The 22532-nt window shown below is 49.3% G+C and carries 23 protein-coding genes and 1 pseudogene; 8 read left to right on the top strand and 16 right to left on the bottom strand.

Annotated features, from left to right (window positions below):
* Nucleotides 1-44: 44 nt before the first annotated feature.
* The 5 genes from IC804_RS14960 to IC804_RS14940 all read right to left on the bottom strand — a co-directional run bounded on the left by IC804_RS14960 (nucleotide 45) and on the right by IC804_RS14940 (nucleotide 7783).
* Nucleotides 45-830: an SDR family oxidoreductase gene (locus tag IC804_RS14960; protein ID WP_011887063.1), complete on the bottom strand. Its 786-nt coding sequence runs from the start codon at nucleotides 828-830 to the stop codon at nucleotides 45-47.
* A gap of 97 nt (nucleotides 831-927) precedes the next feature.
* Complete coding sequence (locus IC804_RS14955) at nucleotides 928-1158, bottom strand: hypothetical protein (protein ID WP_172825302.1); 231 nt, start codon at nucleotides 1156-1158, stop codon at nucleotides 928-930.
* A 118-nt stretch (nucleotides 1159-1276) separates the two neighbouring features.
* Nucleotides 1277-2560: a 2-oxoglutarate dehydrogenase complex dihydrolipoyllysine-residue succinyltransferase gene (gene odhB, locus IC804_RS14950; RefSeq protein WP_029760382.1), complete on the bottom strand. Its 1284-nt coding sequence runs from the start codon at nucleotides 2558-2560 to the stop codon at nucleotides 1277-1279.
* A 32-nt stretch (nucleotides 2561-2592) separates the two neighbouring features.
* Entirely contained in the window at nucleotides 2593-5445 is a 2853-nt protein-coding gene (locus IC804_RS14945) for a 2-oxoglutarate dehydrogenase E1 component (protein WP_081157280.1), read from the bottom strand.
* Nucleotides 5446-5806: 361 nt separating this feature from the next.
* Entirely contained in the window at nucleotides 5807-7783 is a 1977-nt protein-coding gene (locus IC804_RS14940; RefSeq protein WP_008878791.1) for a methyl-accepting chemotaxis protein, read from the bottom strand.
* Nucleotides 7784-7946: 163 nt separating this feature from the next.
* Between IC804_RS14940 and IC804_RS14935 the strand changes: the two genes are divergently transcribed.
* From IC804_RS14935 to yyaC, 3 genes are all read left to right on the top strand, one after another.
* Nucleotides 7947-8144 carry a YbxH family protein gene (locus IC804_RS14935; protein ID WP_008878792.1) on the top strand — a complete coding sequence of 66 codons (198 nt, stop codon included), beginning with the start codon at nucleotides 7947-7949 and terminating at the stop codon, nucleotides 8142-8144.
* 163 nt (nucleotides 8145-8307) lie between these two features.
* Entirely contained in the window at nucleotides 8308-8604 is a 297-nt protein-coding gene (locus IC804_RS14930) for a hypothetical protein (RefSeq protein ID WP_008878793.1), read from the top strand.
* Nucleotides 8605-8763: 159 nt separating this feature from the next.
* Nucleotides 8764-9315, top strand: coding sequence for a spore protease YyaC (gene yyaC, locus IC804_RS14925; RefSeq protein WP_008878794.1), 552 nt, complete (start codon nucleotides 8764-8766; stop codon nucleotides 9313-9315).
* Between the two features lie 46 nt (nucleotides 9316-9361).
* On the opposite strand, the gene ptsP is transcribed toward yyaC, so the two are convergent.
* From ptsP to glcT, 4 genes are all read right to left on the bottom strand, one after another.
* The gene (gene ptsP, locus IC804_RS14920; RefSeq protein WP_008878795.1) at nucleotides 9362-11083 is read right to left on the bottom strand and encodes a phosphoenolpyruvate--protein phosphotransferase; all 1722 of its coding nucleotides are present in this window, start codon (nucleotides 11081-11083) and stop codon (nucleotides 9362-9364) included.
* On the bottom strand, nucleotides 11083-11346 hold the full coding sequence (locus IC804_RS14915; protein ID WP_008878796.1) for a phosphocarrier protein HPr: 264 nt from the start codon (nucleotides 11344-11346) through the stop codon (nucleotides 11083-11085). Before IC804_RS14915 ends, ptsP begins: the two co-directional genes overlap by 1 nt.
* Nucleotides 11347-11457: 111 nt before the next feature.
* Complete coding sequence (ptsG, locus tag IC804_RS14910) at nucleotides 11458-13473, bottom strand: glucose-specific PTS transporter subunit IIBC (protein WP_081157281.1); 2016 nt, start codon at nucleotides 13471-13473, stop codon at nucleotides 11458-11460.
* A 239-nt stretch (nucleotides 13474-13712) separates the two neighbouring features.
* The gene (glcT, locus tag IC804_RS14905; RefSeq protein ID WP_008878798.1) at nucleotides 13713-14570 is read right to left on the bottom strand and encodes a glucose PTS transporter transcription antiterminator GlcT; all 858 of its coding nucleotides are present in this window, start codon (nucleotides 14568-14570) and stop codon (nucleotides 13713-13715) included.
* A gap of 158 nt (nucleotides 14571-14728) precedes the next feature.
* Between glcT and IC804_RS14900 the strand changes: the two genes are divergently transcribed.
* The 3 genes from IC804_RS14900 to IC804_RS14895 all read left to right on the top strand — a co-directional run bounded on the left by IC804_RS14900 (nucleotide 14729) and on the right by IC804_RS14895 (nucleotide 16352).
* Entirely contained in the window at nucleotides 14729-15550 is an 822-nt protein-coding gene (locus IC804_RS14900) for an alpha/beta fold hydrolase (RefSeq protein WP_008878799.1), read from the top strand.
* On the top strand, nucleotides 15520-15648 hold the full coding sequence (locus IC804_RS18920) for a hypothetical protein (protein ID WP_008878800.1): 129 nt from the start codon (nucleotides 15520-15522) through the stop codon (nucleotides 15646-15648). The genes IC804_RS14900 and IC804_RS18920 overlap by 31 nt, the downstream gene beginning before the upstream one ends.
* 65 nt (nucleotides 15649-15713) lie before the next feature.
* Complete coding sequence (locus tag IC804_RS14895) at nucleotides 15714-16352, top strand: nitroreductase family protein (protein ID WP_008878801.1); 639 nt, start codon at nucleotides 15714-15716, stop codon at nucleotides 16350-16352.
* A 57-nt stretch (nucleotides 16353-16409) separates the two neighbouring features.
* On the opposite strand, the gene IC804_RS14890 is transcribed toward IC804_RS14895, so the two are convergent.
* The 4 genes from IC804_RS14890 to IC804_RS14875 form a co-directional block, all read right to left on the bottom strand.
* Entirely contained in the window at nucleotides 16410-17687 is a 1278-nt protein-coding gene (locus IC804_RS14890) for an ATP-binding protein (protein WP_081157282.1), read from the bottom strand.
* A 55-nt stretch (nucleotides 17688-17742) separates the two neighbouring features.
* Nucleotides 17743-17988, bottom strand: a complete 246-nt coding sequence (locus tag IC804_RS14885) for a YueH family protein (protein WP_008878803.1) — start codon at nucleotides 17986-17988, stop codon at nucleotides 17743-17745.
* A 67-nt stretch (nucleotides 17989-18055) separates the two neighbouring features.
* Complete coding sequence (locus IC804_RS14880; RefSeq protein ID WP_035499108.1) at nucleotides 18056-18805, bottom strand: SDR family NAD(P)-dependent oxidoreductase; 750 nt, start codon at nucleotides 18803-18805, stop codon at nucleotides 18056-18058.
* Between the two features lie 268 nt (nucleotides 18806-19073).
* Nucleotides 19074-19718, bottom strand: a complete 645-nt coding sequence (locus tag IC804_RS14875; RefSeq protein WP_060475710.1) for a hypothetical protein — start codon at nucleotides 19716-19718, stop codon at nucleotides 19074-19076.
* A gap of 170 nt (nucleotides 19719-19888) precedes the next feature.
* On the opposite strand from IC804_RS14875, the gene IC804_RS14870 reads away from it, so the two are divergent.
* Nucleotides 19889-20083: a hypothetical protein gene (locus IC804_RS14870; RefSeq protein WP_008878806.1), complete on the top strand. Its 195-nt coding sequence runs from the start codon at nucleotides 19889-19891 to the stop codon at nucleotides 20081-20083.
* 193 nt (nucleotides 20084-20276) lie between these two features.
* Nucleotides 20277-20864 carry a cell wall hydrolase gene (locus IC804_RS14865; RefSeq protein ID WP_008878807.1) on the top strand — a complete coding sequence of 196 codons (588 nt, stop codon included), beginning with the start codon at nucleotides 20277-20279 and terminating at the stop codon, nucleotides 20862-20864.
* 211 nt (nucleotides 20865-21075) lie between these two features.
* Here IC804_RS14865 and IC804_RS14860 read toward each other — a convergent pair whose 3' ends face one another.
* The 3 genes and pseudogenes from IC804_RS14860 to IC804_RS14850 form a co-directional block, all read right to left on the bottom strand.
* Nucleotides 21076-21501: a GNAT family N-acetyltransferase gene (locus IC804_RS14860; RefSeq protein ID WP_087959914.1), complete on the bottom strand. Its 426-nt coding sequence runs from the start codon at nucleotides 21499-21501 to the stop codon at nucleotides 21076-21078.
* 91 nt (nucleotides 21502-21592) lie between these two features.
* Nucleotides 21593-21973 (bottom strand): DUF6262 family protein, encoded by a 381-nt coding sequence (locus IC804_RS14855; RefSeq protein WP_008881762.1) that lies wholly within the window; start codon nucleotides 21971-21973, stop codon nucleotides 21593-21595.
* Nucleotides 21966-22418 (bottom strand): annotated as a pseudogene (locus tag IC804_RS14850) (transposase); the annotation flags it as partial. The pseudogene IC804_RS14850 and the gene IC804_RS14855, both read right to left, overlap by 8 nt.
* Nucleotides 22419-22532: the final 114 nt, after the last annotated feature.

Below are 22532 nucleotides of genomic sequence, written 5' to 3'. Positions count from 1 at the left end.
TCTCCATTTAAACAATCCTTGTCGTACCTTGAATCACAAGCCTTCTAAATGGCCTTCACCATGCCGCCATCTACGATCAATGCTTGCCCGGTGACGTACGTATTTGCATCTGACAGCAAAAAGACGACAACGTTGGCAAACTCCTCAGGGGTTCCGTAACGGCCGAGCGGAATGGCGCTTCTCATGCGCGCTTCCATTTCTTCTTTCGTAATGCCGAGCTTTTCAGCGTTCACCTTGTCTAAGAAAGCTACCCGTTCCGTAGCAATCCGTCCAGGTGCGACTGTGTTGATCAAAATATTATCAGGCGCGAACTCCGTTGCAAGCGTTTTCGTCAACCCGATGATCCCAGTACGGAACGTATTGGACAGGATGAGCCCCGGAATAGGCTCTTTGATGGACGACGAGGCGATATTGACAATTTTACCGCCTTTTTTCTTTAGATAAGGCAACGCTTCGCGAATCAACCGAATATAGCTCAGTAAATTGAGCTCGAACGCATATTGCCAGTCTTTGTCGCTGATTGTTTCGAACGTTCCCGCCGGAGGGCCGCCGGCGTTGTTAACAAGTAAATCGATCGTTCCAAACGTCTCCACCGTTTTGGCGACCAGTTGGCGGATGTCATCCGCTTTCGTCACATCGGTGCGCGTATAAGCAACGCGTCCCTTATGTAAACTGTTAAGCTCCTCGGCGACTTCCTGCAGCTTTTCCTCATTTCGGCTTGTAATCATCACGTTTGCTCCTTCCAGCACAAGCGCTCGGGCAATCGCTTTGCCAAGCCCTTGGCTCGATGCAGCGACAAGCGCCGTTTTTCCCGCCAATCCGAACTCCATTATATAATCCCCCCGGAAAAATAGTCATAACAAATAACAGTATTCGCGTTTGTTCGCCATTTTCCTTCTTGACTGATTCATGAAAAAAGCGATTCGCCTAGCGAATCACTTTTTTCCCTTCCATTAACGCCCGAAATCGCTTCATTCCTTCTTCCACTTCAAGGTGGTCAACATGGAACGGACCAGGGTTGGCCTCCCGCAGAGGGTCTGCATCACTTCGCACCCCGATTGCCTTGGCACCATAGGCAGTCGCATCATTGATGATGCTTTCGCGGGCACCATCTTGGTGAAACTCATGCGGGTGGTCGTTTCGTCCACGCTCTGGCATATGCTTCTCTCCTTTTTGACGGTAGTTTTCCGTAAAACAGGAAAGTTCATTCGGTACAACGTGCCATTTAGACGATAAAAAACGTGGAGCCTGCATGCTGCAGGCTCCTTTTTCCGCATTAACTTTCAAGCAATAAATCTTCTGGATTTTCGATCAAGTCTTTCACTGTTTTTAAGAACCCAACTGCTTCTTTGCCATCAATGATGCGGTGATCGTACGACAGAGCGACATACATCATCGGCCGGTTTTCAATCCGCTCCTCATCAATAGCTACCGGACGCAGTTTGATCGAATGCATCCCTAAAATACCAACTTGCGGCCCGTTCAAGAGCGGAGTCGAAAGAAGCGAGCCGAATACACCGCCGTTGGTGATTGTAAACGTACCGCCTTGCAAATCGGCAAGCGACAGTTTGTTGCTGCGCGCTTTCGCCGCTAATTCAGCGATGTCTCGCTCAATTTCAGCGAAGTTTTTCCGGTCACAGTCACGCACAACCGGGACAACAAGCCCTTCATCGGTCGAAACAGCCACGCCGATGTCGTAATATTTTTTCAGCAAAATTTCATCGCCTTGAATTTCCGCGTTGACGTATGGATATTTTTTCAGCGCTGCCACCGTCGCTTTGACGAAAAACGACATAAAGCCAAGGCGGACGTCATGCTCTTCTAAAAACTTGTCTTTTTTCCGCTTGCGCAATTCCATAACGGCTGACATGTCGATTTCATTGAACGTCGTCAACATCGCAGTCGATTGCGAAACTTCAAGCAATCGCTTGGCGATCGTTTGCCGGCGGCGCGACATTTTTTCACGGATGACCAGCTTGCCGCTTTCCGCTGACGGCGCAGAAGCCTGTGTTGGCGCAGAAACCGGCGCAGCCGTTGGAGCCGGTTGCGGCGCTGCTTGTGAACCAGCTGCTGGTTGAGCGGCAAATGAAGCCACGTCTTGCTTGCGGACGCGTCCAAGCGGATCAACGGTCGGCACTTGCGTCAAATCAATCCCTTTCTCACGCGCCATTTTTCGAGCGGCCGGCGAAGCGACTGGACGTTGGCCCGGTGCTTGGGCGACAGCGACCGGTTGCGGTGCTTGTTGCTCGGCGCGGTCAGCCGGCACGGTTGGTGTTTCGTCAGTTGGCTGCGCAGCCTGCGGAGCAGCAGTCGGTGCCGAAGCCGCCCCCTCGCCGATAATGGCGATCGCTTGGCCGACAGCGACCGTGTCACCTTCGTTCGCCAACAATTGCTGCAAAACTCCCGACTCTTCGGCCATAATTTCGACGTTCACTTTATCTGTTTCTAACTCACAAACCGATTCACCTTTTTCCACATAGTCGCCCGGCTTTTTCAGCCATTGAGCGATCGTACCTTCGGTGATGGACTCTGCTAGTTCTGGGACTTTGATCTCAGCCACGTTGATGCCCTCCTCAAATATTCCGTTAGTCATCATTCATGTTTCGTTAATGCACAGCGGATAATGCGCTCCTGTTCTTTCCGATGGACGACCGGATCGCCCTCTGCCGGGCTCGCTCGCCGACGTCGCCCGATATAGCTGACATCGACGCCCTCTGGAGCGATGGCTCGCAGGCGCGGTTCCATATACATCCAAGCGCCCATGTTTTTCGGTTCCTCTTGTACCCAAACAAGCTCTTTTACATTCGGATAGCGGGCGATAATAGCTTGCACGGCTTCTTCTGGAAACGGATACAGCTCTTCGACACGGACGACGTGCAGCCAATCAAGCCCATCCATTTTGCCGATTTGTTCCGCTAAATCAATCATCAATTTGCCAGTACCAAACACGATCCGCTCGACCTTGCTGGCGTCAGCGCCCAATCCTGGCTGTTCGAGCACCGGTGAGAATGCACCTTGAACAAGCGCTTCAGCTTCGGATGATGCAAGCGGATGACGGAGCAAGCTTTTCGGTGTCATTAGGACGAGCGGGCGCACTTCTTCTTTTTTCAGCAACGCCGCTTGCCGGCGCAAAATATGGAAATACTGCGCCGCCGTCGATAAGTTGGCGACCGTCCAGTTGTTTTCTGCCGCCAACTGTAAAAACCGCTCGATACGGCCGCTGGAATGTTCCGGCCCTTGCCCTTCATAACCGTGCGGCAAGAGCATAACGAGCCCAGATTTTTGTCCCCATTTCGCCCGGCCGGACGAGATAAACTGGTCAAACATCACTTGCGCCATATTCGCAAAATCGCCGAACTGCGCTTCCCAAAGCACAAGTGTTTCCGGTGCGTACACGTTGTATCCGTATTCATAACCGAGCACGGCCGCTTCAGTCAATGGGCTGTTGTAAACGACAAACGAAGCTTTTGCACCGCTGATATGATGAAGCGGAACATACTCTTTTCCAGTTTTCACGTCGTGCAGCACTAAATGGCGTTGGGCAAACGTGCCGCGCTGCGAATCTTGGCCGGTGAGGCGGATCGGCACGCCGTCTTGCAAAATCGTGGCAAACGCCAACGTTTCCGCATGCGCCCAGTCGATTTTGCCGTTTTGCGCAAATACATTGCTGCGTCGTTTTAAGATGCGCTCAAGCTTGTTAAAGACATGGAAGTCAGCCGGGAACTCGAGTAGCTCCTCATTGATGCGGTGAAGCACGTCTTTTGCCACACCTGTTTTTACTTCCGGCAGCCGGTCGACGACCGGTTTCGGTGGATCCATAATGAAATCGAGTTCCTCTTCGTTTTTCGGCACCCGCTCATAGGCAATTTTCAACCGTTCGGCCACTTCCTGCTCCATTTCTTCGACTTCCCGCTCAGCGATGATGCCCTTATCAATCAATTTTTGCGCATACAGCTGCCGCACGGTCGGATGCTGGTGAATGATGCTATACATGAGCGGATTCGTCGCCATCGGCTCATCCATCTCGTTATGGCCGAAGCGGCGATAACCGATCAAGTCGATAACAAAATCTTTTTTAAATCGCTGGCGATATGCAAACGCCAAGCTTGCCGCTGCTAAACAAGCCTCCGGATCATCGGCGTTGACGTGCACAATCGGCACCTCAAACCCTTTCGCCATATCGGAAGCATACGTTGTCGAACGGGAATCGTAACTTTCCGTCGTAAAGCCGATCATGTTGTTGGCGATAATATGAATTGCCCCGCCGGTCGTATAGCCGCGCAACTGGCTTAAGTTGAGCGTCTCAGCCACAACACCTTGCCCCGGGAAGGCAGCATCGCCATGAATTAAAATAGCAAACGAGGCGTCTACCTTTTGCTCCGGCACGCCTGGCTTCGTCCGGTCTTCTTGTGCAGCGCGCGTGTAGCCGAGCACGACCGGATTCACAACTTCAAGATGGCTCGGGTTGTTGGCGAGCGTAATTCGCATCGTATGCGCGCTTTTATTGCGCAGACGGCGCGCCGCTCCCAAATGGTATTTCACGTCACCCGTCCAGCCGTAGGTGATGGCCACCGCCCCTTCGGACGGAATAAAGTTTTTGCTTTCTGCATGCTGAAACTCAGCGAAAATCATTTCATACGGCTTACCGAGCACATGGGCGAGCACGTTTAGCCGGCCGCGGTGCGCCATGCCGATGTTGACAGCATCAATCTCATGCTCAATCGCTTGACGGACAAGTTCATCGAGAAGCGGTACCATGGAGTCAAGACCCTCAATCGAAAACCGCTTTTGCCCGACATATGTCCGATGAATGAACTTTTCAAACCCCTCTACTTCCGTCAGGCGACGCAGCAAAGCGACCCGCTCTTTGTTCGCCAAGCTCGGATAGTACGCTCCAGACTCGATTTGCTGGATGAGCCAGTTCCTTTCCTCTAAATTATGTACTTGCGAGAATTCAAAGGCGATTTTATCTGTATAGATTTTACGCAAGTGCAAAATGGCATCCCAACCGTTTTTAACGTGCGCCGGCGCATGTGGACAAAGAAATGCGACCGGAATGCGCTTTAAATCTTCTTCTGTCAAATCATACTCATCTAGTTCGAGACGGCGCAACTTTTTCTCCTTTTTAACGATTGGGTTCGTATCGGCGGCCAGATGGCCATAATGGCGAATGCTGTCCGCCAGTTTGACGGCGGCGACAAGTTTGCTAAATACAGTTGGTGTCTCAGGCAGCCGGAACGTTTGATGCGTCTGCGTCGCTTCGGGATCCGCAGGAGAAACCGGTTCCTCGACGACCGGCGCTCCCCACTGTTCAAACAGTTGTTTTAGTTCCGGGTCGACGCTGTCTGGGTCATCGAGGTACTGCTCATACATTTCGATGACATAGCCGAGGTTCGGCCCGTAAAACTGGCTCCACGGTTGAGCGTAGTTCGTCTGTTTTGCCATCGTGAAAAAACCTCCAACTAATTTTCGTGTCCCTCGGGTCAAGCGGACAGCGGTTATCAAGACGCCGCGTCCCCATTGGCTACCATTATTCCCGAATGGACAACAAAATAACTATATAAACGTTTTCACTGTTTATTTTAGCACTATTATTCACTAAAATCGACGCAGAAACTTAAAAAAATTCCACTCATTATCATTATATGAATAGTATGAATAGAAAATATATTGTTAACAAATTGATGGGAACATGGCTATGACCTACAGGCAACGCCGCCTCCTGCTGCTTGAGAGGCGGTCCAACTACCAGCTACAGCCCGTCGGCACCAATGGAAAAGCGCAGCCGAACAAAAGCTGCGCTTTCTTACGAGAGCTTGAATTTTTCCACGAGCTGCTTCAATTGCTGGCTCATCTCGTTTAACGATCCTGCCGATTCGGTCACCGTCGCCAGCGCCTGCAACTGGTCATCGGCCGAAGCAGCCACTTCTTCTGCCGCTGCCGCTGACTGTTGGGCGATGGCGGCAATGTTTTGCATCGCGCCGACCACGTCATCTTTGCTTCTGTTCATCCGCTTTGCTTCTTCCATCACAGCAGCGAGCGCGTCTGTCAATTGTTCCATCATGCTAGTGATTTTTACGAACAAATCACCGGTCGTATGCACCGCTTCCCGCTGTTTGTTGTACGCCTGTTTGGAACGGCCGACGGCCTCGATCGCCAATGCCGCTTGCTGCTGAATGGCCGCAATGGTCGCATGGATCATTTCTGTCGCTTTTGCTGATTGTTCCGCCAGTTTGCGCACCTCGTCAGCGACAACGGCAAATCCTTTGCCATGCTCGCCGGCGCGCGCCGCCTCAATGCTGGCGTTTAACGCAAGCAAGTTCGTCTGTCCGGAAATGGCGGTAATTGTTTGGATAACCCCATCAATTTCATCCATTTTTTTCACTAGATCGTTAATGACGTTTTCTACTGCGGACAGCTCTTGTTTCGCTTCCTCCGATTTCAGCTGCAAGATATTTAAATGCTCCAACCCATCATAACTGGCCGTTTTCGTGTCATCCGACAATGATTCCATGCCAACTGTCGCACTTGTGACCGATTCAATTTGCTGTGACAACGCTGACGTCTGCTCATTGATCGTATCAAGGCTTCCAGCTTGATCGGTCGTCCCTTTCGCAATCTCACCGATCGCTTTCGCCACTTGTTCGCTCGTTGCCATCGTTTCTTCGGAGACGGCGCTTAAATGGTCAGCTGAAGCCGCTAATTCATTTACCGATCGGTTCACTTCACCGATCAGCACGCGCATATGCTCGATCATGTCGTTGAAATGGCGAGCGAGGCGACCAATCTCATCTTTTGCTGTCACACGCGCCTGCACCGTCAAATCACCAGACGCCGCCTTTTCGACCTGCTCTTGCAAGACGACAATCGGTTTCGTAATCGAACGCGCTAAAAAGTAAACAGCGACAAATGCTACAATCAGCGCGATCACTGTAATGACGAGCATGTTCATCCCAACTGAACGGCTCATCGCTGATAAGTCCGCTTTCTTATAAACAGCGCCGACTTTCCATCCAAGCTCTGGAATCGTTGTGAAATATATGACCCGTTGTTCGCCATCTTCCTCGTATTGCCACATTCCTTTTTCACGTTCAAGCATATAGCGAACAGTCGCGTTTTTCGCCATATTTTTCCCTTTATGCTCTGGATGGACGATCGCCATTCCTTTTGAATCAAACAACACCGGGTAGCCGTGATAACCGACATCGCTCGCGTTGACCATTCTCGTCACCGTATCGAGCGACATATCAATACCGATGACAGCAGAAACGCGGCCATTTTCACTCACTGCCTTAGCCAATGTCACGACATGTTTACCTGTAATGGCATCGACGTACGGCTCTGTCCACACGACTTGGTCCGGGCGTTCCATCGCTTCTTTATACCACGGGCGGCTTGTCGGATCGTATCCGTCCGGAAACTCCGCCGTCGGCGTAATGTACATTTTCTTCTGCTCCGTGCCGATATAGATGTACTGCACATTTTTATGAATGCGCAAAAACGTACGGAACTGCTTTTCAAGCTGCAACCATGCTTTTTCATCTTGAATCATTTGCATAGCTGACGGCGATTCACTAAACTGTACTAAGCTGTTCTCCTCGCTTTGAAAGCTCGTACGAATATCGCCGAGCAACCCGTCGAGTGCCGACTGTGCTCGTTGCTTGACATCAGCGTCAACGAGTTTCCTCATTTGCATCATGCCGACGAACTGCGTGGCCGCCAACGAAAGAATCAATAATAGCGCCATCAAAACAATTAACTTGCTGCGTAATGTTCGAAACACTCCCTACTTCTCCCCTCTGTCCCCTGGTTTCATCGAACTACATTTTATTGAACTACATTCCATTATAAAAGGACGATAGTCCTCCGTCCATAGGATTAGCTTCTTAATTCATACATAGCAAGAGGCGGCAGGCGGAACAATAAAAATAGGCAGGTGAACAGCGATGGGGGCAATCGAACATGAAGGCTATGTATTCGAAATTGAATATAGTGTCCTGTTGCAAAAAGGAGCGCTTCATGTTTACCGTGACGGTGAATTTATTGAGGAAATTGTGTTTCCATTTCACGGCGAAAAGCCGGATGAACAACAAATCGAAGCGTTGGTCAGCAAATACGTTGAACAACATGCCCACAGCCGCTAACAGCGGCTGTTTTCTTTTCTTGGCGTTTTTTCTAGCGTTCAGATTATGATGGGGCATAACGAAAGCAAGGAGGAGCGGTATATACAAGAACCGTTTTATCGGAGCGATGACCGGACCCATCCTCGACTTCGATCCTAGCCATGCTAATGATTTATGGTAAGAAATGACCGACGGAGGTGATATTCACGACCATCATCCTAACGGCAATACGTTTTCTGTCATTGACATTGGATTTCCCTACCGTACTGGAAGCTGGGCCCGCGTTAAGTGGCTCATGCAATCGATGGATGAAGTTGTCATTCGCCTTGGAGGCAGATGGATGCCTGATTACATCAACCATATAAACGAACTGCTCCTAGAAGAATGGAGGAACAAAGGAATCGTCAGTAAGCTAAAAGATTCAATCCATTACGTTTTTGCTTTGCTGCGGACGTACACCGCTTGCAATGGTTTGCAATGATTTAGAAGATGAAAAACCCCCTCAATCATGCGATGTTCATGAAATAGAACACCCATTTAAGTAAAATTGTAAAAAATTTACAATTATGAAAAGAAAGGAGTCACTGGCAGCGGCCGCGAATAAGAAAAGGAGAACATAGATAGAAAGGAATCGTCATCGATGAAACCGATTTTCTACAACGATCCGCTCGCTCCTTTACTTATTCGCAATGAGCTCTTTTCTCTGCTACCGGCGCATGTCCGCCATCTGACCGTTGTTTGCATCGGCAGCAACCGCATTAACGGGGACAGTTTAGGTCCGTTTGTTGGCACGCTGCTTGAAAATGCTTATCCGGATCATTTGACAGTGATCGGTACACTGCAGCAGCCAGTCGATGCGACGAACATCCGTCAGGTGCACCAACAGTTGCAAAACAAAGATGATTCCTACATATTGGCCATTGACAGCATTGTTGGCCCACGTCCGTTTGTACATACGATCGCCATTCTCCCCGGCGCGCTCGCTCCCGGAACGGCGCTTGGTAAATCGCTGCCGCGTATCGGCGACATCAGCATCATGGGGGTCATGATAGAGGACACGGCTGATGTGAGCGCACTTCCGTATACGAATTTACACATTGTTTATCAAATGGCGAAAGTCATCGCCATCGGCCTTTCCCTCACCATCAGGCAACGCTATGGCTACGAAACATCTGCCCCGTTGTTGGCATAAAGCAACACGAAAAAGCGCGGCAACACAAACGTTGCCACGCCTTCATTTAAGCAAGAGAAAATGTTTGTTTGACAAAGGCCACAACGTCCTCGGCTGTTCCGAGCGACAGAACCTTCTCTTTGATGCGAGTTGCCTCTTCTTTTGACAGCTGTTTCAGCTGAGCGCGCGCCGGTAAAATCGAGGTGGCGCTCATGCTGAACTCGTCAAGTCCGAGGGCAAGCAAAATCGGAATTGCAATCGGGTCGCCAGCCATTTCCCCGCACATACCGACCCATTTTCCTTCGCGGTGGGCAGCATCAATCACATGGCTGATAAGCCGCAAAATGGCCGGATTGTACGGTTGATACAAATACGAGACACGCTCATTCATTCGGTCGGCGGCCATCGTATATTGGATTAAGTCGTTCGTGCCAATGCTGAAGAAATCCACTTCTTTTGCAAACTGATCCGCCATAACGGCAGCAGCCGGAATCTCGACCATCATGCCGACTTCAATGTCATCGGCGACTGGCGTGCCTTGACGCAGGAGCGCCTCTTTTTCTTCGAGCAAAATCGCTTTCGCCTGACGGAATTCGTCGAGCGTGGCAATCATCGGAAACATAATTTTCAAATTGCCATGCACGCTCGCCCGCAGCAGGGCACGCAGCTGAGTGCGGAACATCTCCTGCATTTCCAAGCAAAGACGGATCGCACGGAACCCTAAAAACGGGTTCATTTCTTTCGGCAAGTTTAAATATGGTAGCTCTTTATCACCGCCGATGTCAAGCGTGCGGACGACGACCGGCTTGCCCTTCATTTGCTCAAGCACCGTTTTGTAGGCGACGAACTGCTCTTCCTCTGTCGGCAGTTCCGGGCGGCCCATATATAAAAACTCCGTCCGGTACAAACCGATGCCTTCCGCCCCGTTAGCAAGCACCCCTTTTACATCGTCCGGTGTGCCAATGTTGGCTGCCAGCTCGACATGTACACCGTCAGCCGTCACTGTCGGCTCATGAACGAGTTTTGCCCATTCCGCTTTTTGCGCTTCATAGCGGGCTTGCTTTTCTTCATAATGAGCGAGCAGCTCCGGCGACGGATTGACAACGACTTGTCCATCAAGCCCGTCGATGACGACAATGTCGCCGTTTTTCACTTCCGCTGTTACCGTCTTCGTGCCGACGACAGCCGGAATTTCGAGCGAGCGGGCCATAATGGCCGAGTGCGATGTCCGTCCACCGATGTCGGTCGCAAATCCTTTGACATACTGTCGATTCAGCTGCGCCGTATCGGATGGTGTCAAATCTTCAGCAATGATGACGACCTCTTCGGAAATCAGGCTTGGGTTGGAGATGGCAACGCCGAGCAAATGGGCGAGAACTCGCTTCGTTACATCGCGGATGTCAGCAGCTCTCTCTTTCATATATTCATTGTCCATGCCTTCAAACATGGAAATGAAAAACGATGCGGTCTCGTCAAGCGCATACTCGGCATTCACTTGTTCCGTTTTAATTTTTTCTTTAATCGGGTTTAACAGTTCCGGATCATCAAGCACAAGCAAATGGGCAGCAAAAATGGCGGCTTTGTCTTCACCGAGTTTCTCTAAGGCGTGCTGTTTAATCATCTCAAGCTCTTCTTTCGCCTTGGCGACCGCCGCCTCGAGCCGCGCCACTTCCGCCTCAGCGTCAGTGATCGGCCGTTTTTCAGCCGCCAAATGAGGGGTTTCTAAGCGGTATGCCTTGGCAATGGCGATACCGCTCGATGCAGCAATTCCATGGATGGTTTTTTCCATTACTGAGCAAGGCCTTCTTTCGCCAACGTATCCGTTAACGCTGCCATCGCCTCTGCTGCATCGGCCCCTTCTGCCGTAATTTTAATCGTTGCCCCTTTCGGAATGCCTAACGACATAACGCCCATGATCGATTTCAAGTTGACCGTTTTTCCGTTGTACTCCAGTTGAATTTCGCTGTTAAATTTGCTGGCTGTTTGCACTAAAATGGTCGCCGGGCGGGCATGGATGCCAGAGTCTGAAGTGACTTTAAACGTTTTTTCCATCGTTCATCAATCCCCTTCTTCACTATTTTTTTCTTTGTCATCATATCAAATACACGGGCGGGGAGGCAACGGAAAATGCTTGTCCCCCCGCACCAACGATTAACAAGCGGTTTAGCCGATTTCAACGACGCCGTCTTCACCTTGGGAGACTGCGCCTTGCTTTTTGATGTGCACCGCCTGACCAGCTTGCAAGTTCGTGAAAATCACCGGTGTAACGATGGATGGTGCGTTATTTTTCACATAATCGAGATCAACACGCAAAATCGGCTGTCCTTTTTTCACTTCATCGCCTTCTTTGACGAGCGCTTCAAATCCTTCACCATTCAGTTTCACCGTATCGATGCCGAAGTGAATTAAAATTTCATGTCCTCCAGCCGACTTGATGCCAATGGCGTGCTTCGTCGGAAACACGTTGATGATGTTCCCATCGACAGGGGAGACGACTGTGCCATCCGTTGGCATGACGGCGAAACCATCGCCCATCATTTTTTGCGAAAATACTTGGTCAGGTACATCAGCAAGCGGGACGATTTCCCCAGCGAGCGGCGAAGCGACCGCTTCCGCCTGAGTCGTAGCTGGCGTCTCTTCCTTCGGCTCTTCTTTCACTTTTGTCGGCACTTTTCCTTGCATAATATCATGAATTTGTCCTTTTAAGATATCCGATTTCGGGCCGAAGATCGCTTGCACGTTGTTGCCGACTTCGAGCACACCAGCAGCGCCGAGCTCTTTCAGCCGGTCTTTATTGACTTGGCCGATGTCACGGACCGATACGCGTAAGCGCGTAATACATGCATCCAAATGTTCGATGTTTTCCTTTCCGCCAAGAGCCGCAAGCACTTCATACGGCAAATCACCAGTGGCCGCTTCAGCTTTTGGCGTTTCATCGCCCGTTTTTTCACGTCCTGGCGTCGCCAAGTTCCATTTGCGAATGGCAAAACGGAACCCGAAGTAATAAATGACTGCAAACGCTAATCCAATCGGAATGACGAGCCACCACGCCGTCCGATTCGGCAGAACACCGAACAGCAGGAAGTCGATGACCCCACCAGAGAACGTCATCCCGATTTTGATGTTCAACAAGTGCATGATCATAAACGATAGCCCGGCAAAAACGCAATGGATGGCAAACAGCGCCGGAGCGACGAACAAAAACGAAAACTCGATCGGTTCAGTAATCCCAGTTAAAAACGATGTCAGCGCTGCTGAGCCCATGATACCAGCGACGATTTTTTTGTTTTCCGGGCGCGCTTCATGATAAATAGCGAGGGCTGCAGCCGGAAGGCCAAACATCATGAATGGAAACTTCCCGGTCATAAACGTGCCAGCCGTCAGCTCCACTCCGTCTTTCAGCTGCTCGAAAAAGATTTTTTGGTCGCCGCGTATAATTTGACCAGCCTTATTTACATATTCGCCAAACTCAAACCAAAACGGCGAATAAAAAATATGGTGGAGTCCAAACGGGATCAACGCACGTTCGATAACACCGAAAATAAACGCGGCAACCGTTTTGTTTGTATCAATCATATTGTGCGAGAACGCATTTAATCCGTGCTGAATCGGCGGCCAGATAAACGTCATGATAATGCCAAGCACGACGGCAGAAGCCGCTGTCACAATCGGCACGAATCGTTTGCCGGCGAAAAAGCCGAGATATTGCGGCAGTTCGATGTTAAAGTATTTATTGTACATATAAGCGGCCAAAATCCCGACGATAATCCCGCCGAAGACGCCCGTTTGCAGCGTCGGAATGCCGAGAATGTTGGCAAATGATGGGTCGTTACCAACCATATCGGCGTTCACATTTAAAACAACGCTCATTGTGACGTTCATAATTAAGTAGCCGATGATCGCCGCTAATCCGGCGACCCCTTCCCCGCCGGCGAGACCGATCGCTACACCGACGGCAAACAAGAGCGACAAGTTAGAGAAAACAATGCCGCCCGCCTGTTCCATAACGTTTGAGATTAACACAACCCAGTCGGCTTTTAACGCCGGAATTTTGTCGGTGAGCGCTGGGTTTTTCAAAGCGTTACCGATGGCTAACAAAATCCCTGCTGCCGGCAGGATCGCCACCGGGAGCATAAGCGCTTTCCCGACCCTTTGCAGCGTGCCAAACGCTTGTTTCATCCTTACGACCTCCTTCAACTTCCTTTTCTTAAGTTTTGCAGCAAACGGCAGATTCATGTACTGAAAAATAGACGGGCGATCATTTTTCGGACAACCAGTGGCAATAAAAAAGGCATGAATAAAGAGAGACAAAAAGAACGCTTACAACAACCTGAATACAAAATTCCGGTCGTTGCCGTCCTGTTTCGCTCTCTTTACTCATGCCTGATCGAATCAGTAACACGTAAAGCGAGACAATGTTATATTGTTGTGCCACTCTTTTTTTCCGCCAGCCGCTGCAAATGCAGCGTCAAATAGACTGCCTCGGCGTCGTCAGCCGGCAGTTGAAGCGTTTGCTGCATGACTTTAACTAACTTCCATGCTAGATTATAGCATAGCGGGTAAGCCTCTTTCAAGATTTTCGACAAATTTTTTGGTTCTTCGACTTTTTCTCCTTTTTTCAGCCGATCGATCGCGTAGCGCAAATGACGAACGAAACGCAAATAGTGGATACTCTCACGATCGATGTCGACGCCAAGCTGCTGTTCGACAATCTCGACAAGCTTAGCGATGAGCTGGGAATATTGATTAGCTTCTGCCAAGCTTTGTTTTGAAATAGCGCTATGAATATGGAGGGTGATGAAGCCCACTTCTCCTTCCGGCAGTGCGACCCCGAGCTTATCCCCAATCAGCTCGGCGACTTCAGCCGCGATTTCGTACTCAAGCGGATACAAACTTTTCGTCTCGACCAAAAACGGATTTTTGACGTCTAATCCTTGTTCAAGTCGCTTTAGTGTAAACGCGATATGATCGGTCAGTGCAACGTGAATGTGCTCGTTTAATGGCACGCCGACACGCTGCTTAATATGTTGAATCACCTCATTCATGAGGGCGATAAACTCTTCGCTCAGTTCAGGGAGCAGTTTTTTGTATTGCTCTTGTTCACGTTCATTTTTGAGAACAAAGCATTTTTCTACAGTGCTCTCAGCAATTTCGTCCCCCTTTTTTTTGCCGAAGCCGATCCCTTTACCAAGCAAGACGACTTCGCCATACGCTGGATGGGAAGCGATTAACACATTGTTATTGAGCGCTTTTTCTACACGAAACGACTGTTCCATCAAGCTCCCTCCTTTCCGCGGCAATGGCCCGTTATTCATTACGCGACTAATTATAAACCGGAAACACCCCGCCGCTCAACGAAAAAAAGATGGCGTTTTTTTGGATGGGACGACGCCCTTCTTTCCATACTATAGAGTGCCAAGAGAGGGGGATTGATATGCCATACGTTTCCATTAATGAGCGCGTCCGCCTTTATTATGAGGAAAAAGGGGAAGGACCGCCGCTTTTATTTATCCACCCTCCGGGGCTGGGACACGTCATTTTTCGCCAACAGGAGCCGCTTGCCCGCCATTTTCGCCTTATTTTGTGCGATATGCGCGGGAATGGGAGAAGCAGCCCATCAGACGTGCCGATTACCGTCCCGCTGCTTGCAGACGACGTCTCCGTATTGCTCCGCTTCCTTGGCATCGAGCGTGCCATCATTTGCGGCTATTCGAATGGCGGATCAATCGCACTTGATTTCGCGCTTCGCTATCCACAGTACGTCGAACAGGTCATTTTAATCGGTGGGTTTCCTGAAGTGTGCACTCCACTTTTGTACGGCGAGTTTTTGCTTGGCATTTCAGCCGCCAAACTAGGTGCCTTATCTTTAATCTCCTCGGTACTCGCCATCGGACATGCAACAAGCCGACACGAACGGAAGCTGCTCAAGCAGTACGTTCGGCGGGCTAACAAACGGGATTTAGACACCGCATACCGTGCCGGACTTGTCTACTGTTGCACGAAGCAGCTGTCTTCCCTTCAAGCCCCCTTGTTGCTTATTTATGGCGCACGCGACTATTACATCCATCCCTATATCGCCATGTTCCGCCGTTATGTACCGCATGCTGACGTCGTGTTCATCGATCGGGCCCGCCATCAAATCCCGACCAAACATAGCTGTGAATTAAACAACATCTTACGGGTGTACAGTCGGCGGAAATCACTTGAACGAAAGGAGGAACATGCATGTCCAAAAAAGGAAGACAAAATAAAGTAAGCCAAGAAGTAGCCAATCCGACTGTCTCGAAGGCGGAAGCAGAAATGGCAAAAGACAGCATCGATACGGCGAAGCAAGCAAAGAAAAACCGCTCGTAACGACAGCGAGATGGCCGAAAAACAGCGGGACACCCTTGCATACCTCACAAAAAGGGGGAATGATCATGACAGTTGGTATGACGCCAATCATGAAAGACTTGTTTGCTGTCATTGAGGAACGAAAATCCGTCCGTCAATATGACGCCAACGCGACGATCAGCAAAGATGAGCTGCGTGCCATTCTCACGGCTGCCGCGAAAGCACCGTCTGCTTGGAATTTGCAGCCATGGCACTTTCTCGTCATCCACGGCAAAGAGGCACAACGACGGTTGCAACCGATCGCTTATGGCCAACAACAAATCGTTGATGCCTCTGCTGTGATCGTTGTGCTTGGTGATTTGGAGGCGAACCAGAATACAGATGCCGTTTATGACCCACTCGTTCGCGAAGGGACGATGACCGAAGAGGTAAAGCAGCAGCTCGCTAAGCAAATTGAGACAGCGTATGCCAACGAGCAATACGCCCGTGACGCTGCGTTTCAAAACACCGCCTTCGCCGCAATGCAGCTCATGCTGGCGGCAACGGCGAAAGGCTGGGCGACATGTCCGATCGGCGGATTTAACCCCGAACGGCTCAAAGAGGAGTTTCACATTTCAAACCGCTATGTGCCGACGTTGCTTATCACGATCGGCAAGGCGGCTGCCCCTGCCCACCATTCAATCCGGTTGCCCATCGAGACCTTGTCGACGTGGGTGGAGCAATAGCAAAGCAGGCGTTCCCACACCATTTGGGAACGCCTGTTTCTAGGATGTCATCTTCTGCTAGTCATTCGCGTCTACAAACACATACCCGGACGGAAACGTCAAGTGGACGACCGTTCCTTTTCCAACTTCACTTTCAATCTGCATTGTCCCTTTATGTTCTTGGACAATTTTCATGCTTGTTGTCAGTCCAAGCCCCATTCCTTTTTCTTTCAAAGTAAAAAATGGCTCACCGATTTTTTGCAACCGCTCTTTCGAAATACCGATGCCAGTGTCAGCAATGTCCAAACGGATCAGACTTTCAGCTTCAGAAACATGGACATGCAAGTTTCCTCCATTCGGCATTGCTTCAATAGCGTTTTTCATAACGTTTAAAAGCACTTGAACAATTTGGTTTTGGTCGCCATACACGCAAGCTTTTGGCGCGTTGTTACGAACGGAAATGGAAACGTTATTTAATGTCGCCTCATGACCGATGAGGTTAATAACATACGAAATGGCCTCTTCCAACAAAAACGGCCGGTAATCAGGACTTTGCGGCTTAGCCAGCACAAGCAGCTCGCTGACGATTTGGTTGACGCGGCCAAGTTCACTCAGCATAATGCGCACGTGGTCATCATTCACTTCACGCGTTTCTTGCATCACTTGCATAAAGCCTTTCAGTGAGGTAAGCGGATTGCGAATTTCATGAGCAATGCCAGCTGCTAGCTCTCCGAGCACCGACAGCTTCTCTTTTTTCAGCAGCAACTCCTCGGTGCGCTTTTGTTGGGTAATGTCGCGCCCGATCGTTAACAATCCTTTTCGCGCACCGTTTTCTTCAAACAGCGGCACTTTAATGACATCAAATGTCTTCAGTTCCCCATCCGGCGTCTCGAGCGACTCCTCGCGGCGCGTCAACGCCCCGATTTCCCACGCCTCGCGATCCGATTCGATACACTGCTCAAACGCATCTTTGAAAAAGGGTACGAGTTCGCCAAGCTCGCGATCCGTTTTTCCGACATAATCAATATGCTCGAGATGGTAAAGCCGCCGACCGAAATCATTGACGCGCAGCCACCGCCCTTCGCTGTCTTTAAAACAAACAAAGTCGGGCATCGAGTTAATGAGCTTCAACAACTGCTGTTCATTTTCTTCCACTTTCACAAGCTGTTCGTGTTTTTTTAGCAGCTGATATAAGAACACGACCGACAGAAAAATAAAGACCGTCCCTTTGGCGGCGCTAAGCGCAACGTACACGCCGCGGCTGACCGTCAGCACATTGAGCAGGGAGTCGGTGACAGTTAGCCATAAAACACTACCTGTAACGTAAATTGCCATGACTTTTGATTTGTTTAACACTTTGTCATCGAACCCCTAACATACAAAGTCAGTGGCGGCCGCGCCATCCGCTGGTCTACATCTCTCGCGCCCATCCGAGCAACCGGTCGGCCAACATGACCGCGCGTTCATGGCCGAGCTGTTTTTGTAGCGATATCTCAAGCCGCTGTGCCACTGCCTCCGCTTCCTCCTCATAAGAGAACGAAAATGACCACTCGAGCGCCGGAATGGCTAGAACGATATATTCCTCTTTTCGGTTTTCATAAATATATACATGAGCCGGAGCTTGTCCGTCAACTAGCGGCGTTTTACGGATTTTCATCGTTCCATCCCCACCTTTTCGCTAATAAGCCGTCTCCATTTTATTTATTTTAGCAAACACCCAACGCCTACTCAATATAAATCATTTTCCTCGTCATCCCTCCATCGATGACGAGGTTTACTCCGGTAATAAAATCGTTTTCTTCATCACATAAATAAAGGCAGGCGCGAGCGATATCGTCTGGCTTGCCGACGCGGCCGGCCGGGTGCTGTCGATGGTCAACATCCCGCAATTTCGCGTAATCGCCCGTTTCAATCCAGCCAGGGCTGATGCAGTTGACACGAATGCGATCGTCGGAAAGCGACACGGCCAACGCATGGGTGAGAGCGATGAGGCCGCCTTTGGATGCCGCGTACGCCTCCGAATTCGGCTCGGACATAAGTGCTCTTGTCGAGGCGATGTTGACGATCGCCCCACCTTTAGGGTTGCGTCGCATATATTTTGCCGCTTCACGGGAAGCCAAAAAGGCGCTGCGCAAATTCGTTGCCAGCACGTCATCCCACTCATCCACGGTCAACTCGTACGGCGATTTCCAACGCGAGACGCCCGCATTGTTGATTAAATTATCGATGCGGCCAAAGCGGCGGGCAGCTTCCTCTATCAATCGCTTAATGTCAGCCTCATTCCGCACGTCTGCCTCCACAAATACAGCATTCCGTCCGTCGGCTCGCAGCCGCTCAACGATCGCTTCCCCATTTTTCGCATCAACGTCCGCAATCACAACATTCGCTCCCTGTTTTGCGAACATCTCCGCAATCGCCTTGCCGATTCCGTTCGCTCCGCCGGTGACAATTACCGTTTTCCGTTCTCCGACCATTTTGTCCATTCCCCTTTCTCTCCTCTTTAGCATGTTCTAATATTCTTTCTTCGTTTCACACGAAAATGGCCTCTTTATTATACCACCAACAGTAACGGAAATATATGGATGCCATATAAGAGCGTTGGGGGATTCGAACCGTTGATGCAAAGTTTGTAACGAAAGCAAAGCAATGGGAGACTTTTTTCTAGCGGTGGCACCCGACAATCTAGGTGGAAAAGCGATTTTCCATAAAAAAAGACCGCGGTCAAGCGGTCTTTTTAGCGGCTTACCGATATGGGCCGTACGGCATTGGGAAACCGGGCACATACGGAGCCATCCCTGGCTGCGGTGTGCCACAATAGCCGCCATGTGGCACGACCGGGGCGTAGGGCATCGGTGCGACTGGTGGATGGCACATTGGTACACACGGAGCGTGACCTGGCATCATGCTAGGCAAAACACCCGGTGTCATGCTTGGCATCACATTCGGAACGGCTTCAGATGTCATACCGGCGACATTCGGTTCCGCCCCCATATGCGGAGCAACCATATCGTACGGAGCAGCGGCGCCACCAAGTGACAGCGGCGGGACATTTTCGTTCTCACCCATCGGTGAGACGGAAGCCGGAGCTACATTGGGCATCGTTCCTAAGTGAAGCGGCGGCGCCGGAGGCATCATATCAGGGCTGTCAAACTCATCCTTGTGATCAAGGTGGGCCGGGCTGACAAGTGGTGCCGGCAGCGTCATCGGCGGACACCAATACCCGTGCGGCACGACCGGTGGATAATATGCCATCGGCATCACCCCTGTTGGCATCGCTCCAGTTGGCATTGGCGCCATCGGCGGCATATTATTGTCGATCCGTTCAGCCTCATCGCCATGACTGGAGTCGTTCAGAAACGGATCATTATACGAATCCCATTGACTCATTGTCCTCTCCCTTTCTTGCTCAGATTATCGGGGCGCGTACCCATCCATATTGTATGTCGGAACAAGTAAAGGGTGTTTGCCCGGCAAAAATATAGGTATTTATCCCACAAGATGATTTGCGCTATGATGAATATGGACAACAAGATTCAGTGAATGCTTGGGGGGATGTGATGGACAAAGCACTAGCAGCCAAACAAATCGCCGAGTTGCGCAACGGTGTCATTGCTGAGCTGTTAGTAAAGAAAGAGGACTTCCTTACGTTTCGAGCTGTGCTCATCGAACAGCCTGATTTTAAACATTTTCGCGGTATCGCCCAGCGCGGCGGCCACGTTCTCTACCATTACATGGACACCCCGCGCAGCTGACTTGTTTGTTTTCATTGATCAACATCCGGCTTTCTGTTCCTGAAGGCCGGATCTTTCTTTTGGCGAAGAATTTTCCACTCTTTCTATGAAACTAGTTGTATCAATGTTTCACGCTTTTTTCCATCATTTAGATAATGAACAACAGCGCCATCCTTGTTACTCTAGTACCGAGTTTACGAGAGGAGGGATGAGGATGAAAAGAGGAAAGGCATGGGTGCTCGCGATATTGTGTGGAACGTTTTTCTTTGCTGGCCACGCCGATGCCGCAAAGGTCCATACGGTCAAACGCGGCGATACGCTTTGGAACATTGCGAAACAATATGGTGTGCCACTGAAACAATTGAAACAAACAAATCGCAAAGGCGATTTACTATATCCTGGCGAAAAACTTGTTATCCCGAATACTACTAGCATTACAGCGGCGGAAAAAGATTTGCTTGCCCGTCTCGTTCATGCCGAAGCGAAGGGAGAACCATATGCTGGGAAGGTGGCTGTGGCGACGGTCGTGCTCAACCGCGTCGATCATCCTGATTTTCCAAATTCGATTCGCGAAGTCATTTATGAGCGCTCTGGCGGCCATTATGCCTTCACGCCCGTGGCAAACGGAACGATCAACAAACCAGCTGACCACGAGGCGTATCGCGCCGTTGAAGAAGCACTTGCTTTTCGCGGTTTAGGAAACGGCTCGCTCTATTTCTATAATCCGAAAACGGCGAAAAGCAACTGGCTGCGCTCCCGCCCGGTGACTGTTGTCATCGGCAACCATGTGTTCGCTAAGTAAACAAAAACAAGGGGTGAAAATTTATCAAGACCTAAAATTAAAAAATGCTAAAAAAATAAAGGTAAGCACATATTAGTCATGTATAATATGTTTGCTTACCTTTTTTATTTTGGATTGAACTAATTCCACCCGTTAGCCGCCCATGCATCGCTTCGTAGCGCCACAGATGATGGAAGTTCATTCGTTCTTCCATGGGAGATAAGTAAGAGAGTTATTTTTTGAGTTGTTTAAAGTAAATTATTTCAGGGTCTCCTTCATCCAGATTATCAATAAAACCACTCTTACTATATCCAAGTGATAAGAATACCCTGTGCATTCTCTCATTAGATTGATTCGTTGAAGAAAAAATCTTTTCCGTTGGAGATATATTTTCAAAATACTTGATTAGTGATTTCGCATATCCTTTTCTTCTTTCTGAAGGTTTTACAACAACTAATGAGATAAAACTACATTCAAAAAAATGAGTGTTGTAAACCAAAAAACCAACAATTGACCTGTTAACTTTAGCGACTAAACAACACCCTTGTTCAATTGCTTTCTTTATGTATGTTCTTCTGCTTTCGTCTCCAATAACTTCCGCATCGATTCTTACTATCTCATCTAATTCATTCAATTTGGCTATTGTTATATGTTCCAAAAAAATCAAAACCTCCTTTTTGACGAACTATCTTAGTTAAGCATACTGCCTCGATAGTTGACCAAGTGATGAGAACACCGTTCTCATCAAACTAAAACTTTTTATAAACCTCTGCGTAAGCTACTTTTAACTGTTCCCGTAATTGCTTGTTTTCGTCTTCTAACTTTTTGATTTTTCGTTTCAACGATTCAATAAGAGCGTCTTTGTTGCTCTCATTCATTTCTCGCTTTATTTGTTTCGCAGTAGGAGCTTGTGCTTGTTGTTGGCGTAAGGTTTCAATACGCTCACGCAGTTCAGGATGGTTGTAAAGTGTCGCTTTCGCTACCCCTGCTTCCTTTGCTACGCTATTAAAATTAATGCTCTCATTGGCTCGTATGAGCCTTTTAATGGCTTTTTCGACTTTTTGATAGGTGAGAGCCTTTCTTGCAGCGTGAATGGCTTTCAATTGTTCTCTACGGTCATAGTTAGCCATTGGAAACACCTTGCTTTCGTTTGATTCGTTCTAATCGCCCAAAGATGATATTTCCTTCTTTAATGGTGCTCAAAATTTTCTCGTAACGTTCTAAATTCTTTTTATTTTTTTCAACCATGTCATGTCTGCCACGTTGTTCCAAAGCTTCTATTGTTTTTGTGGTTGTTTTGATTAATAATTCATACTTTTGTATATCCAACTCAGAAAAACCGATAGCTAAATCTTTACATGGGCTGCCACCGTTACATGTCAGGCATGGTGGTTCTGCCGCAAACGGACATTTTCCATTGATTCTTGCGTGACAAGTTCCATATGGATTATCAATCGCATTCAACTTATGGTCACGCCATAACGTTTCCAAAATATCAGTTGGAATATCTTCATCGGGTTTTACTTCTCGAACCTCACCATTCAAGTCAAAACTAAATAAACCTTGTTTTATCGCTGGTCAAGTCCAAATTATTGTGTAAATTCCCCTTTGATAGACAACATGGACCTGATGACTTGACGTATGGTAGGTAAGACCGGCAAGTCTCCCTGCCGGTCGCCTTCCCGGACA

Source organism: Geobacillus sp. 47C-IIb, from assembly GCF_014679705.1.
GTDB classification, from domain to species: domain Bacteria; phylum Bacillota; class Bacilli; order Bacillales; family Anoxybacillaceae; genus Geobacillus; species Geobacillus thermodenitrificans.
The sequence above is the reverse complement of the archived record's forward strand: the minus strand, read 5'-3'. Positions and strand labels throughout refer to the sequence as shown.

Excerpts from the sequence above, each read along its gene's own strand:
- IC804_RS14960 (WP_011887063.1), bottom strand. The coding sequence starts at position 830 with ATGGAGTTCGGATTGGCGGGAAAAACGGCGCTTGTCGCTGCATCGAGC.
- IC804_RS14955 (WP_172825302.1), bottom strand. The coding sequence starts at position 1,158 with ATGCCAGAGCGTGGACGAAACGACCACCCGCATGAGTTTCACCAAGAT.
- IC804_RS14945 (WP_081157280.1), bottom strand. The coding sequence starts at position 5,445 with ATGGCAAAACAGACGAACTACGCTCAACCGTGGAGCCAGTTTTACGGG.
- IC804_RS14935 (WP_008878792.1), top strand. The coding sequence starts at position 7,947 with ATGGGGGCAATCGAACATGAAGGCTATGTATTCGAAATTGAATATAGT.
- IC804_RS14930 (WP_008878793.1), top strand. The coding sequence starts at position 8,308 with ATGACCGACGGAGGTGATATTCACGACCATCATCCTAACGGCAATACG.
- yyaC (WP_008878794.1), top strand. The coding sequence starts at position 8,764 with ATGAAACCGATTTTCTACAACGATCCGCTCGCTCCTTTACTTATTCGC.
- ptsP (WP_008878795.1), bottom strand. The coding sequence starts at position 11,083 with ATGGAAAAAACCATCCATGGAATTGCTGCATCGAGCGGTATCGCCATT.
- IC804_RS14915 (WP_008878796.1), bottom strand. The coding sequence starts at position 11,346 with ATGGAAAAAACGTTTAAAGTCACTTCAGACTCTGGCATCCATGCCCGC.
- ptsG (WP_081157281.1), bottom strand. The coding sequence starts at position 13,473 with ATGAAACAAGCGTTTGGCACGCTGCAAAGGGTCGGGAAAGCGCTTATG.
- glcT (WP_008878798.1), bottom strand. The coding sequence starts at position 14,570 with ATGGAACAGTCGTTTCGTGTAGAAAAAGCGCTCAATAACAATGTGTTA.
- IC804_RS14900 (WP_008878799.1), top strand. The coding sequence starts at position 14,729 with ATGCCATACGTTTCCATTAATGAGCGCGTCCGCCTTTATTATGAGGAA.
- IC804_RS18920 (WP_008878800.1), top strand. The coding sequence starts at position 15,520 with ATGTCCAAAAAAGGAAGACAAAATAAAGTAAGCCAAGAAGTAGCCAAT.
- IC804_RS14895 (WP_008878801.1), top strand. The coding sequence starts at position 15,714 with ATGACAGTTGGTATGACGCCAATCATGAAAGACTTGTTTGCTGTCATT.
- IC804_RS14885 (WP_008878803.1), bottom strand. The coding sequence starts at position 17,988 with ATGAAAATCCGTAAAACGCCGCTAGTTGACGGACAAGCTCCGGCTCAT.
- IC804_RS14880 (WP_035499108.1), bottom strand. The coding sequence starts at position 18,805 with ATGGTCGGAGAACGGAAAACGGTAATTGTCACCGGCGGAGCGAACGGA.
- IC804_RS14875 (WP_060475710.1), bottom strand. The coding sequence starts at position 19,718 with ATGAGTCAATGGGATTCGTATAATGATCCGTTTCTGAACGACTCCAGT.
- IC804_RS14870 (WP_008878806.1), top strand. The coding sequence starts at position 19,889 with ATGGACAAAGCACTAGCAGCCAAACAAATCGCCGAGTTGCGCAACGGT.
- IC804_RS14865 (WP_008878807.1), top strand. The coding sequence starts at position 20,277 with ATGAAAAGAGGAAAGGCATGGGTGCTCGCGATATTGTGTGGAACGTTT.
- IC804_RS14855 (WP_008881762.1), bottom strand. The coding sequence starts at position 21,973 with ATGGCTAACTATGACCGTAGAGAACAATTGAAAGCCATTCACGCTGCA.